Genomic DNA, 13,452 nt, shown 5'->3' with positions numbered 1-13,452 from the left:
TATAAGCGATAAAAAAACCGGGCAGCAGAGCGCCGCCCGGCCAATTCCAGCACCCGAAACCGGGCGGTACCTACCCCCTGAAGCGGCGGATCAGGCTTGAGGTATCATTCCGGTTACCGCCCATTTTCTGTACGTCACAGTAAAACTGGTCCACAAGGGCGGTGAGCGGCAGGGAGACCCCCATATTGTTGGCTTCATTCAGCACAATACCAAGGTCCTTGCGCATCCAATCGACTGCAAAGCCAAAGTCAAACTTGCCGTCAATCATGGTCGCCGCCCGGTTTTCCATCTGCCAGCTTTGCGCCGCGCCTTTAGAGATCACCTCAACCACCGCTTTGGCGTCAAGCCCTGCCTCCATGGCAAAGTGCAGCGCTTCCGCGAGGCCCTGTACAACACCTGCGATACAAACCTGATTGACCATTTTGGTCAGCTGGCCCGCACCCGCTTCGCCCAAAAGCTTGACCGATTTGGCATATGCCGTGATCACCGGTTCCACAGCCTTGAACGCTGCGTCGTCACCGCCACACATAACCGTCAGCGCGCCGTTTATGGCGCCCGCTTCACCGCCTGACACCGGCGCATCAATGAAAGCAAGACCTTTCCCGGACGCCGCGACCGCCATGGTGCGCGCGCAATCGGCTGATGCTGTTGTGTGGTCCACAAAAATGGCACCCTGTTTCATGGCATCAAACGCACCCTCTGGGCCCACGCACACCTCAGCGACATCCTTGTCTGCGCCTACGCAGGCGAAAACAATGTCTGCATCCGCCGCGGCACCGGCAGGTGTTGGCGCGGCATAAAGCTCACCCGTGGCTTTATCTGCGTATTCTTCCACCCAGGCCTCAGCCTTGGCGCCGGTGCGGTTATAAACCGTGACATTGTGCCCGGCAGCGGCAAGATGCCCCGCCATTGGGTATCCCATGACACCCAAACCCAGAAATGCAACATTGGCCATGATACGCTCCCTCGCTGACTATTTATGGACTTCGGGGTCCATTAAGGTTAGTTGGTGATAAGCTTGGTTATGTTCCTATGCGGCTCATTGCCTTAAGTCCAGCACGCATTTTCGGGGGAGAATAAAAACATGCGCGCGTTTAAATTCTGGTCATCTGTCGTTATACTTTTTCTAATCTCGGTCGCGTTTCTTGGCCTTGGGTGGATGCGCAGCAGCCTCCCCAAAACAAGTGGCACAGTGACCCTTGAAGGGCCGAACGCCCCCATCACGATCGCGCGGCACGCCCACGGCGTCCCCCATATTGGTGCCGCCAACGATCACGACCTGCAGTTCGCCGTCGGCTATGTGCACGCGCAGGACCGCTTGTGGCAGATGGAGATGAACCGCCGCATCGGCAATGGTCGCGTGGCCGAAGTGCTCGGAGAAGCTGGCCTGGGGTTCGACCGGTATTTCCGCACCCTCGGCTTCCGCCAAAAGGCCGAAAGCGCTTGGGCAAACCTCGACGGCGCAACCCAAGCTGCCCTGCAGGCCTATGCAGACGGTGTGAACGCTTACCTCAAAACCCGAAAAGGAGCTTTGCCGCCCGAGTTTATCCTCACTGGTGTAACGCCGGAGCCGTGGAGCCCCGTTGATACGCTGGTGTGGCAAAAGATGATGTGGCTGGACCTTTCCGGGAATATGCGGTCAGAGCTTTCCCGCGCCAAGCTCCTGAGCAAACTCACCCCAGCACAGGTGCGCTCGATCTATCCCCCATACCCCGGTGACGAAGAAAGCCCCTTCCCCGACCTTGGGGCTATTTATGCTCGCGCAGACGTTGAGGGCGCCGCAGCCCTTATCGGTCCTGAAAAGCAGGAGGGGTACGGCTCCAACAACTGGGTGGTGGATGGCAGCATGACCAAAAGCGGCAAACCGCTGCTGGCTAATGACCCGCACCTTGGCCTGACCACACCGAGCATCTGGTATCTGGCGCGACTTCACAACACCACCACGGGCACCAATGTGATTGGCGTTACCTTTCCCGGCACGCCCTCTGTCATACTTGGCCGCAACGACAAGATCGCCTGGGGTTTTACCAACACCGCCCCCGACATTCAGGATCTTTTTGTCGAGAAACTTGTGGGCGACGGCTCGCAGTATCTGACGCCTGACGGCCCAGCCGACTTCATCACCCGCACAGAGGTGATCAAGGTGAAAGGCGGTGAAGATGTTAAGCTCACCGTCAAGGAAACCCGGCATGGTCCTGTGGTCTCTGACGTACTTGGTGAGCGTGCCAACTTTCTCGAAGAAGGTTATGTGCTTGCCCTGCAGTGGACAGCTCTTGGCGATACAGACACGGCACCCACCGGCCTTCTCAAGCTTTCCGAAGCGCAGGATTTTGAGGCCTTCAAAGCAGCCGGGCAATATTATTTCGGGCCGGAACAGAATATGATCTATGCTGACACGGACGGTAATATCGGCTATTACGCGCCAGCGCAGGTACCGGTACGGCATCAGGACAACGAGATCATGGGCCGCCTGCCCTCCCCGGGCTGGATCGCGAAGTATGACTGGCTGGGTTTCATCCCCTATGACGAGCTTCCCACCCGCTTCAACCCGGAAGGCGGCATGATCGCAACCGCGAACGAGAAGATCGTTGATAGCGACTATCCGCACTATATCACACGAGACTGGGCATTACCTTATAGGGGCAACCGCATCCGGGCTGAGCTCGAGAGCGGTGCACCACACGACCTCGAGAGCTTTAAGGCGCTGCACGGTGATGTGGTTTCAGACATGGCGCGTGACCTCTTGCCTGTGCTTCGTGCGCACCTCCGGGGCGAAGGTGATGTGGCTGATGCCCTTCTCGCGTGGGACGGCACCATGGATGCAAACAGGCCGGAGCCGCTGATCTTCCATGAGTTCATGCGCACCTATCAGGCGCGGCTTATGAATGATGAGCTTGGCAGCATGGCGGAAGATTTCACCGGCATTCGCTCCCGCCTCATTCGGGATAGTTTGCTGTTCTCCGTCCCTGATGGGTTTGAGCTACCGGGTGCCTATTATCATCTTGCCCCAATTGAGCGCGACGGCGCCCTCGCGTGGTGCGATGATGTGGTGACGGACGACAAGGTGGAAACCTGCGGTGATCTGGCGAAGGCAGCACTCAGGGATACGGTGCATAACCTCTCCGTGCGACGACACGACGGGTGGCAGACGTGGAAGTGGGGAGATGAGCACGTGCTCACCCAGTCTCATCGCCCCATGAGCCAAGTGCCTGTTATCTCATCCTTCTTTGAGATTGAAACGCCTATTTCCGGCAGCCGCAACACCATCAATGTTGCGGGCGTTAGTGAGGGCAAAAAAACGCTCAACCAGTCCAGCTTTGGGCCAAGCTACCGGGGTATTTTTGACCTGAGCAACCTTGACGCATCGCTTTACGTGCTGCCAACAGGTCAGTCGGGTAACCCCTTCTCTGGCAAGTTTGACGACCTTTTCCCCCGCTGGCGAGATGTTGACTATATCACCATCCCCGCTGGCAAAGGCGTAACTGAGGGCGCGGAGGATATTCTCATCCTGCACCCACACTAAAAGGCTATCCCGTCAGATTCCCCTTAACAGAATGAAATCAGGCGGTTATCCTTTTGGTAAGACAAAGGCGCCATAGTGTGCTGAGTATGCGCACCACAGTTGGGAGATATGGGTGGCGAAAAACGACGACAATGACGTACGCCCCATCATCAAGAAGGTGAAGAAAGTTTCAGGCGGCGGCCATCATGGCGGCGCCTGGAAAGTGGCTTATGCCGACTTCACCACGGCGATGATGGCGTTTTTCATGCTGTTGTGGCTTCTCAATGTAGCTCCGCCCGAAACGCTTGCGGGTCTTGCTGATTATTTCAGCCCGACAACTGCGGCTGTTTCAGGCCGCACGGGGGCAGACGCGGTAAACGCCCCGTCGTCCGACGCTATAGGGTCCAACCCCACGCCTATTGTGGCGATCAGTGTGCCCGGCCCACCACAGAGCGGTGAGGATGACGGGAAGAACCGTGGCACCGACGAAGCTGGTGGTATTGACGATACGCTCGCCAAACGCATTCAGGCGCAGGAAGATGCCGCCTTCAGCCAATTGCAGGAACAACTCCGCATGGCGATCCAGCAATCGCCTGAACTGTCCCAGGTCTCGGACCAGTTGATCATGGAGATCACTGAAGACGGCATGAAGATCCAGCTTATCGATAAGGATCGCCGCCCCATGTTCAAATCCGGGACGGATGAGCTTTACGATTTCGCGAAAAAGATGATCGGCGAGATAGGCAAATCAGTACAGACCCTGCCGAACAGAATTACTATTCTCGGCCATACAGATGGTGCCGTATATTTCGGGCCCCAAGGTGAGACCAATTGGGAACTGAGCGCGGGACGCGCAAACTCCGCCCGCCGACAACTTGACAGCTCTGGCGTATCGATGGACCGCTTCTCAGAGGTGATTGGCAAAGCGGGCACAGACCCTCTTTACCCTGACCAACCTAACAGAACTGAAAACCGTAGGATCACAATCCTCGTACTGAGGGAAGCGCCTGTGGTGCCACCTAACCTGACCAACTCTGATAGGTAAAACCATAGCGCACCAGTTGGGTGTAGTCTTATGGCGCTTCGGCACCTCAGGCTCAGAATTGACTTGTCGGCCTTCATGCTGGCCTGTAAAAATTCCCTTTAAGCTGTTTTAAACACGCGTGGATACCCCAAGTTTATGGATCTTGTTGAACCAACCATTCAGATGTGGCTGACCTTTGCGATTGTGCTGGGTGCAATCGTGGCATACGCCTATGACCGCATTCCGCTTGAAATCTCATCTATCGCCACAGTAGCGCTGTTGCTACTTGTTTTTGAGCTGGCTCCGATGATGGGGGCGGACGGAGAGCGGGTGATAACCCGGCGCGACCTTTTGCAAGGCTTCGCTGACCCGGCGCTTATTACCATCATGGCGCTTCTGGTGGTCGGGCAAGGCCTTGTGCAAACAGGTGCGCTTAATGGCCCGGCGCGTTTCCTCATGGTTTTAGGCAAGAGTTTCCCACGGCTTATCATTGTTGCCTGCCTTGTGGTGGTAATGATTATCTCTGCCGTTCTCAACAACACGCCTGTTGTAGTGATCTTTATCCCTATCCTCGCCGCCCTTGCGGAACGGCTGGGCAAAAAAGCCGCCATGGTTATGATGCCGCTCAGCTTTGCGGCCATCCTTGGCGGCAACATGACCAAGATCGGCTCCAGCACCAACCTTCTCGCCATTGGCGCCTATGAACAGGCTGGCGGCGGCGGTATTGGCTTCTTTGACTTTACGGTCGCGGGTGCCGTCATCGCGCTCGTGGGTTTTGTTTATGTGATCCTCATCGCGCCGCGCCTCCTTGTAGACCGCGCTGGCCTTGCCAAACGGCTGGCTGGCGGCGGCGGTAAACAGTTCCTCTTCCAGATGGAACTCGCACCAGACAACGGCCTTGTGGGCCAATCTGCCGTTGCTGGCATGTTCCCCGGCCTCAAGGATGTTACCGTTCGCATGATCGAGCGCGGCCGCGAAAAGCTTCTGCCACCTTATGATGATATCACGCTTGAGGTTGGCGATGTGGTGCTTGTCGCGGCTACCCGCTCTGTGATGACGGAGCTTCTGAACGCGTCCCCTGACCTTGTTTCAAGCGCCGAAGGCGAAGATGTAGACGATAAAGCCGGTGAACGCCGGGTGATTGCCGAGGCCGTGGTGGCACCCGCATCACGCATGGATGGCCGCACGCTGGCACAAACTGGCTTCCGCGCCGACACAGGTGTCTCGGTACTGGGCGTGCAACGCCGCAGCAGGATGATCCGCGCGGCCCTTTCTCAGCTCAGGCTTGAGGCTGGTGACGTGCTTCTTGTCATGGGCAGTCGCTCCGCCGTGCTGGCCCTCAGGGACAACCGCGATGTACTTCTGATGGAATCGTCCGCGAGCGACGTTCCGATGCAGGAATTTGCGTGGCGTGCGCTCGCGATCTTCGCAGGCGTTGTTGCCCTCGCCGCCCTTGAGATTATGCCTATCGTTGTCTCATCGCTTCTGGGTGCGACGCTGATGATGGCAAGCCGGTGCCTGAATGTGCGCCAGGCCGGCCGTGCGATCGACCGCCGGGTGTTTACTATTGTTGGTGCTGCGCTCGCGCTCGGCACAGCCATGCAGGGAACGGGCGGCGCCACCTGGCTGGCCCACGCAGTGATTGAAAGTTTGCGTGGCGCGCCTGTGGCCGTACTGCTCTCCGGTTTCTTCCTGCTGGTGGCCCTGCTGACCAACGTACTATCCAATAACGCGACGGCAGTACTGTTTACCCCCATTGCGGTTTCCATCGCCAGCGAGCTGGGGGTTGACCCCATACCGTTCCTGCTGGCGGTGATCTTTGGCGCGAACTGTAGTTTTGCCACACCAATGAGCTACCAGACCAACCTTCTTGTCATGGCGCCGGGGCATTACCGCTTCGTTGACTTCCTGAAAGTTGGCACTCCGCTCATTTTTGTGTGCTGGATTACTTTCTCCCTGTTCGTTCCGTGGTACTATGGGCTGCTGTAGATAGGAGAAGCATGCTTCCATGACAGACCAAGGGCTTCAGTTTCCGAAATTTTACGTCACGGCTCCGTCGCCGTGCCCGTATCTTGACGGACGGATTGAGCGCAAGGTTTTCACGGAACTGCGGGGCCCTGATGCTGCCGCCCTAAACGAAGCCTTGGGCCGCGTTGGCTTCCGCCGCAGCCAGTCTGTGGTTTACCGCCCGGCCTGTGAAGGCTGCTCTGAATGTGTGTCTGTGCGCGTGCGGGTGAAGGACTTCAAACCCACACGTTCCTTGCGCCGTGTGGCCAAGCTGAACACAGACCTGAAGGCGGAGGTGCGCCCGCCCCTCGTCACTGACGAACAATATGAACTGTTGCGCACTTATCTTGAAGAACGCCACGCAGATGGCACCATGGCAGATATGACAGCGGAGGAGTTCCGCGACATGGTGGAAACAAGCCCTGTGCCCACTGTGCTTGTTGAATACCGCCGGGCGATAGACGGGAAGCTGATGGCAACCGCCCTCACGGATGAGCTCTCGGATGGGCTTTCCATGATCTATAGTTTCTTCGACACACAGGAAACAGCCCGCAGCCTTGGTACCTACCTGATTTATGACCATATCATCCGCGCGGGATATGCGAATCAGCCATACGTTTATTTGGGCTATTGGGTCAAAGACAGCCCGAAAATGAGCTACAAAGGCCGCTTCAGGCCACTTGAACGGCTTGGTCAAAACGGCTGGTTCGAAATTCAGGACGAAGAAGCACCAAAATAACCGCTCTTTGCTTGCTCAAGCTCGCGCGCGCTCTATACTGTGCGCCGACAGCTGCATAAGCATATCCGCTGTCCAAGAATCCGGTTCAGGGGGAGTAATCTGTGCGCAAAAAAGCCCAACACACACCAGCAAACAAATCAAAGCAGCAGCAGGCGTCTGACAAGATGATGAACCGCCGGTCGCTTCTTAAAGGCGCGGGCCTTGTCGGCAGCGCCGCAATGTTGGCAGCCTGTGACAGTGGCGGTGCACAATCTGGCGGCGCACCGGGGATTGCCACCAAACAGCGCCAACTCAAGATGGTGACAAGCTGGCCGAAAAATTTCCCCGGCCTCGGCACCGGCGCAGAGCGGCTCGCGAAACGCATTGAAGCACTTTCAGATGGCTCAATCACTGTGAAGGTTTATGCAGCGGGTGAACTTGTTGGTGCGCTTGGTGGTTTTGATGCTGTCAGCCAAGGCAAGGCGGATATGTATCACGCCGCAGAATATTACTGGCAAGGCAAGTCGCCCGCCTTCAATTTTTTCGCGGCTGTACCCATGGGCATGACAGCGAATGAGATGAACGCGTGGATCCGCTTTGGCGGCGGACAACAGCTTTGGGACGAACTATCAGCCCGCTTCAACGTAAAACCTTTCCTCGCAGGCAACACAGGCGTGCAAATGGGTGGATGGTTCAAAAAAGACATCCATTCCGTTGAGGATTTCCAAGGCCTTCGCATCCGCATGCCCGGCCTTGGTGGCGAGGTAATGAAACGCTTTGGCGCAACCCCCGTAACCAAACAGGGTGGTGAGATATTCCAGGCGCTCAGCCAGGGCAATATCGACGCCAGCGAGTGGATCGGCCCCTGGAATGACCTGGCCTTTGGTTTCCATACCATTGTGAAAAACTATTATTACCCCGGCATTCACGAGCCCGGCACCTCGCTGTCCCTCGGCCTGAATATGGACCTGTGGGAAGACATGAGCCCGCGTGAGCAGGAAATCGTGCGCGCCGCTGCCGCCACGGAAAACGACCTGATGTTTGCGGAATTTAACGCGAACAACGCCCGCGCGCTCGACACGCTCGTCAACGAACACGGTGTGCAGTTGAAGCGTTTCAGCGACGATATCCTGCGCGCGCTTGGTACACTGTCCGCCGAGGTACTGGCAGACGCTGCAAAAGCGGATGAAACCACAGGCAAAGTGTTTGAAAGCTTCCGCAAGGCGCGCCAGGAAGGCATCCGCTGGGGTGCGATCTCAGAGCAGGCCTTTGCCCATGCCCGCAGCCTGATCGACGGATAAACCATGCGCCCAGTTGCTCTGATTGACGCTTTCCTTGAGAAAAGCGGCAGCGTTCTGGCTGTGCTGCCGCTTCTGCTTGTCCTCATTCAGTTTGCTGTCGTGCTGCTGGTTTATGTATTCAAATCAGGCAGCATCCAGCTACAGGAAAGCCTTCAGTACATCAATGCGTTGATGTTTTTGGGCGGGGCCGGTTACACGGCGGTGCGGGGGGAGCATGTGCGGGTAGATATATTCTACGCCAAGATGACGCCACACGCACAAGCACGCGTAAATTTTTTTGGCACCCTTTTCCTCCTGATCCCGTTCCTGATCCTTTTCTGGATGTCGGCCGTGCCTTATGTAACGGAAAGTTGGGCGATCATGGAAACCAGCGTTGAAGCCAGCGGGTTGCCGTATGTGTATATCCTCAAATCCACTCTGCTCCTTTTCGCTATCACCCTCTCACTGCATGCAGCGGCAGACCTGATGCGCCATGCGCGCGCGCTTATGAGGAAGAATTAAGCCATGGATATGCATATCTTCCTCGTGCTCAGCATGTTTGTGGTGCTGGTTGGCTTTCTCCTCAGCGGCTTTCCTGTTGCCTTCACGCTTGGTGGTACGGGGCTGCTGTTCGGCCTTATCGGGATTATGACCGGCACGCTTGACGCCACCTTCCTTGAAATCCTGCCAAACCGGCTGTTTGGTAACGTGATCCGCAACGAGCTGTTGTTTGCCATACCGCTTTTTGTCTCCATGGGCGTTATGCTTGAGAAGTCTAATGTGGCGGAGGACCTGCTGGAGAATATGGGGCGGCTTTTTGGCAAGCTGCGGGGCGGGCTTGGTATATCCGTCACCATCGTTGGGGCGCTTCTTGCGGCATCCACCGGTATTGTTGGGGCTACTGTTGTCACCATGGCGCTACTAAGTCTGCCAACCATGCTCAAGCGCGGGTATGACCCGTCGCTTGCCACGGGTTCCATCGCAGCCGCCGGCACATTGGGGCAGATCATCCCGCCCTCCATCGTGCTTATTCTTCTGGCGGACGTGATCTCGTCTGCGTGGCAACAGGCGCAGCTTAATACAGGTAACTTCTCCCCTGTGCCCATGAGCGCAGGTGAACTGTTCGCGGGCGCGCTTATTCCCGGGCTTATCCTCGTCGGCTTTTATATCCTCTATCAAATCGCAATTGCGGTCCTGCGCCCGGGTGCCAGTCCCGCAATACCCAAAAGTGAAACAGACGTGCTGGATGCCGCGTTTTACGGGCGACTGTTCCTCGCACTCGCGCCGCCTCTGGTGCTGATCATTGCTGTTCTGGGCTCTATCCTCACTGGTATCGCCACCCCTACTGAAGCCGCGTCTGTGGGGGCTATTGGTGCCATCATGCTCGGCGCTGCCCGGCTTGATGGCCGGACCCGCAACATCGTCATTGGGGCTCTTCTCTGCCTTGTTGTGCTGCTCAGCCTCAGCAATGTGGCGGACCTGCGCATGGAACGCGCCGTGGTGCCAACAAGTGATCGCATTGCCTATTACGGTGCTATCGCGCTCACGCTCGCATTCCTATTTGGCCTCGCATGGGCGCTTTTTAAAACCCATCGCGCGAATGTGCTTGGCGAAGTGCTGAAATCAACGGTGCGTATTTCCACCATGATCTATGCGATCCTGATTGGGGCTGCGCTTTTCTCCCTCGTGTTCCGCGGCTTGGGTGGTGACGCGGCCATTGAAGACTTGCTGCACGGCCTGCCGGGCGGCCAGTTTACGGCCATCCTGCTTGTGATGGTGCTGATGTTTGTGCTTGGCTTCTTCCTCGACTTTATCGAGATCACTTTTGTGGTGGTACCTGTGGTGGCGCCCGCCCTGCTGGCGATGGACGGCACCTATGGCCCAATCTGGCTTGGGGTGCTGATTGCCATGAACCTGCAAACCAGCTTCCTCACACCGCCTTTTGGTTTCGCGCTTTTTTACCTGCGGGGCGTGGTGCCCGAAAGTGTACCAACCACGGCCATATACCGGGGCGTGGTGCCTTTTGTGATTATCCAGCTGCTGGCTTTGTTGCTGATTGCGCTGGAGCCCGAGCTTGTCACCTGGCTGCCGAACCTATTGTTCTAGCTGGCTTTGGCGTGCTTGGCGGCCAGGACATCATCGATGGTGTTGATGAGAAGCTCGCGGTCTACCGGTTTACCAACAACCGCGTCGATCCCTGCCTCTGCATAAGTTTTTTTATCATTTTCCATCGTATTTGCCGTAAGGGCAATGATAGGCATGCTTGCATAAGCATCCCGCCGCCTGCGGATCAGGATGGTTGCATCCACGCCGTCCATTACAGGCATGCGGATATCCATCAAAATGAGGTCAAAATCATCGGCCTCATCCAGCGCCTCAAAAGCCTCAAGGCCGTTTGAAACCAGCTTGAGTTCCCAGTCATAGCGCTCAAGAAGTTTCACGATCAAAATTTGGTTAATGTTATTGTCTTCGGCCACCAGCACCTTCAGTTTGCGGCTGGCCGCCGCCAAGGCGGGCTTAGTGGCTTGAGACACTGCGCGATCATCTGTCGCTTTCTCAACTGGCCTGAGCGGCACGGAAAGCACAAAAGTTGCGCCAACGCCGGGCTTACCTGTGGCCTCAAGCGTACCGCGCATCATATGGGCAAGCTCCCGGCTGATGGAAAGTCCAAGCCCTGTACCGCCAATGCTTTTAGTGGCGGAACCATCGAGTTGCTCAAACCGCCCGAATATCTTCTCTGCCTCGCTCGCACTAAAACCGGGGCCGGTGTCTTTCACCTCCAGCATCATACGAACGCCGGGTCCGTCGGGACGAAATGACATGCTTACGTCAACGTGTCCCTCATCGGTAAACTTCACAGCGTTGCCGATCAGGTTAAACAGCACCTGCCGGATACGGCTGGCGTCACCCAACGCGCATTTCGGGGCATTGTCCGCCAGATGCACATTAAGGCTTAGGCCCTTCATTTCCGCTGCAGGGCGGAGCGTAGCCGCAGCTTTCTCCACCAGATCATTGGGGTCAAACTCACTGGCACGCAGGCTGAGCGTGCCTGCTTCCATCTTGGCGAGGTCAAGAATGTCATCAATGATGGTCAGCAGCGTATGCGCGCTTACATTCGCCGTTTCCACCAATTTTTGCTGTTTTTCTGTCAGCCCTTCGTCACCGAGAAGGTCGATCATGCCAATCACGCCCGCGAGCGGGGTTCTCAGCTCATGGCTTGTATTTGCGAGGAAAGCATCCTTCGCCCGGTTCGCCCGCCGGGCAGCCTCGCCTTCAATCAGTGCCTTCTCAAGCTCGATCTGTTTGCGTTCAAGCGCTTCATTCTTCTCTAGGATCGCGCGTTCAGCCCGCAAAAGATCGGTGACGTCGCGTGCAACTCCAACCACAGCTGTCCGCCGCCCCGCTTCGTCTGTCAGGATCGTCAGACTGGCATCTACCGTGAGTGGCTCACCATCGTCGGTCTTAAGATCAAGAAAACCGCGCCACTCACCCGTGGCACCAATTTGATGCAGGATATTGGCTCGGTCATACCGCCAACTGCCTTCGTTAGCCATGAGGCCCGCGATGTTGGTACCGATAAGAGCTTCGCGAGATGCACCGAAGAGCGCTGCGGCGCCGTCGTTACATTCCGTCAAATTCCCTCGTATATCGGTCACCACTACCGCTTCGCGTACCTGGCTCAATACCTGTGCTTGCCCCTGAAGCTGCCGCAGTACGCGGCATTCCGCCAATTTAGAGCTGGCGAGCGACGCAACGGACAGAAGCACATCAAGGTGCTCATCCGTGAAGTGGCCAATGCGCGGGTCTTCACAGTCAATGACCCCAAGAATTTCGCGCCCATATAGAAGCGGCACACAGAGTTCCGAGCCCGGTGCCGCAATGTCCGCCACATAATCCGCGCACGTAGAAACATCATCTATCAGCTCAGGCTTGCCGGTTTTGGCCACGCTGCCGGTCACACCCCGGCCAAGCGGGATATCGAGCGGGTTAAGGATTGTGCGCCCTTCCGGGTTTTTCTCACCAATTGCCGCACGCTGAACCAGTACCCTTTGGTTCGCGTCATACTCGTAAAACACGCAATCCACAAATCCGAGGCGCCCTACGACTTCTTTGGCCACATACCAGGCCAAATCTTCGATATTGGTGATTTGAATAAGGGAGACAGCAAAGCTGTTGAGGATACGGAACTGTTCCTCTTTACGCTTGAGCGAGGCGAGCATTTCCGCCCCATCAGCTTGCCCATTGTTTTGCAATGTGTCGCGATTATTCAAGGTAACCCCAAGGTGTTGAACCAGATAGAAACCCGGTCATATTGCTTTGAAATACTTAATATTTTCCAAAATACTCAACCCGAGCGTCAAAATATTCAAGCGAGAACCTCGCCCCATACAACTGTGGTAAGCCTAGCATGCAGGAATATAGTGTTGCCACCAAGCATTCACACCGCCATATCAGGACGAGCGATCACTTTAGGGACACGAGAGAGGATTAACAATGATCGGTTACACGACACTTGGGGCCAACGACATGGACAAACTGGCCGCCTTCTATGACGAGCTTTTCTCAGTCGTAGGTGCAAAACGCACCTGGGATTGGGACACTTTCAAGGGCTGGACCACAGGCCCCGGCGTGCCGCTTTTTGCGCTGGCAAAACCCTATAACGGCGAGCCCGCCACGGTTGGCAACGGCGTGATGATTGCGCTGGCGGCCCCAAGCCGCGAGGTGGTTGACCAGTTCCATGCAAAAGCGCTTGAGCTTGGCGGTACCTGCGAGGGTGAACCGGGTCTGCGCGGCGGGGAAGAGATGGGCTTTTACGCGGGCTACTTCCGCGACATTGAAGGCAACAAGTTAAATGCCTTTAACATACAGCCGAAAAAATAAAGCGGTTTAAGCCCAAAAAGAAAAGCGCCAGAGAATTTCT

10 protein-coding genes are annotated in these 13,452 nt (G+C 56.5%); 8 read left to right on the top strand and 2 right to left on the bottom strand.

Annotation, left to right across the window (positions count from 1 at the left end; genetic code table 11):
* Positions 1 to 70: 70 nt before the first annotated feature.
* Entirely contained in the window at positions 71 to 955 is an 885-nt protein-coding gene (locus ACN0XZ_RS05610) for an NAD(P)-dependent oxidoreductase (RefSeq protein ID WP_417456747.1), read from the bottom strand.
* Positions 956 to 1,084: 129 nt separating this feature from the next.
* On the opposite strand from ACN0XZ_RS05610, the gene ACN0XZ_RS05605 reads away from it, so the two are divergent.
* The 7 genes from ACN0XZ_RS05605 to ACN0XZ_RS05575 all read left to right on the top strand — a co-directional run bounded on the left by ACN0XZ_RS05605 (position 1,085) and on the right by ACN0XZ_RS05575 (position 10,637).
* Positions 1,085 to 3,523 carry a penicillin acylase family protein gene (locus ACN0XZ_RS05605; protein ID WP_417456746.1) on the top strand — a complete coding sequence of 813 codons (2,439 nt, stop codon included), beginning with the start codon at positions 1,085 to 1,087 and terminating at the stop codon, positions 3,521 to 3,523.
* A 112-nt stretch (positions 3,524 to 3,635) separates the two neighbouring features.
* Positions 3,636 to 4,547 carry a flagellar motor protein MotB gene (locus ACN0XZ_RS05600; protein WP_417456745.1) on the top strand — a complete coding sequence of 304 codons (912 nt, stop codon included), beginning with the start codon at positions 3,636 to 3,638 and terminating at the stop codon, positions 4,545 to 4,547.
* Positions 4,548 to 4,682: 135 nt separating this feature from the next.
* Positions 4,683 to 6,515 (top strand): SLC13 family permease, encoded by a 1,833-nt coding sequence (locus tag ACN0XZ_RS05595; protein ID WP_417456744.1) that lies wholly within the window; start codon positions 4,683 to 4,685, stop codon positions 6,513 to 6,515.
* Positions 6,516 to 6,534: 19 nt separating this feature from the next.
* Complete coding sequence (locus tag ACN0XZ_RS05590) at positions 6,535 to 7,272, top strand: arginyltransferase (RefSeq protein ID WP_417456743.1); 738 nt, start codon at positions 6,535 to 6,537, stop codon at positions 7,270 to 7,272.
* Between the two features lie 167 nt (positions 7,273 to 7,439).
* Positions 7,440 to 8,552 (top strand): TRAP transporter substrate-binding protein, encoded by a 1,113-nt coding sequence (locus ACN0XZ_RS05585; protein WP_417457567.1) that lies wholly within the window; start codon positions 7,440 to 7,442, stop codon positions 8,550 to 8,552.
* A gap of 3 nt (positions 8,553 to 8,555) precedes the next feature.
* Positions 8,556 to 9,053: a TRAP transporter small permease subunit gene (locus ACN0XZ_RS05580; RefSeq protein WP_417456742.1), complete on the top strand. Its 498-nt coding sequence runs from the start codon at positions 8,556 to 8,558 to the stop codon at positions 9,051 to 9,053.
* Positions 9,054 to 9,056: 3 nt separating this feature from the next.
* Entirely contained in the window at positions 9,057 to 10,637 is a 1,581-nt protein-coding gene (locus ACN0XZ_RS05575; RefSeq protein ID WP_417456741.1) for a TRAP transporter large permease, read from the top strand.
* On the opposite strand, the gene ACN0XZ_RS05570 is transcribed toward ACN0XZ_RS05575, so the two are convergent.
* Positions 10,634 to 12,802 carry an ATP-binding protein gene (locus ACN0XZ_RS05570; RefSeq protein WP_417456740.1) on the bottom strand — a complete coding sequence of 723 codons (2,169 nt, stop codon included), beginning with the start codon at positions 12,800 to 12,802 and terminating at the stop codon, positions 10,634 to 10,636. The genes ACN0XZ_RS05575 and ACN0XZ_RS05570 overlap by 4 nt on opposite strands.
* A 223-nt stretch (positions 12,803 to 13,025) precedes the next feature.
* On the opposite strand from ACN0XZ_RS05570, the gene ACN0XZ_RS05565 reads away from it, so the two are divergent.
* Positions 13,026 to 13,412, top strand: a complete 387-nt coding sequence (locus ACN0XZ_RS05565; protein WP_417456739.1) for a VOC family protein — start codon at positions 13,026 to 13,028, stop codon at positions 13,410 to 13,412.
* The last annotated feature ends 40 nt before the right edge of the window (positions 13,413 to 13,452 follow it).

Origin of the sequence: Kordiimonas sp. (genome assembly GCF_048264555.1) — a bacterium.
GTDB lineage: Bacteria > Pseudomonadota > Alphaproteobacteria > Sphingomonadales > Kordiimonadaceae > Kordiimonas.
The sequence above is the reverse complement of the archived record's forward strand: the minus strand, read 5'-3'. Positions and strand labels throughout refer to the sequence as shown.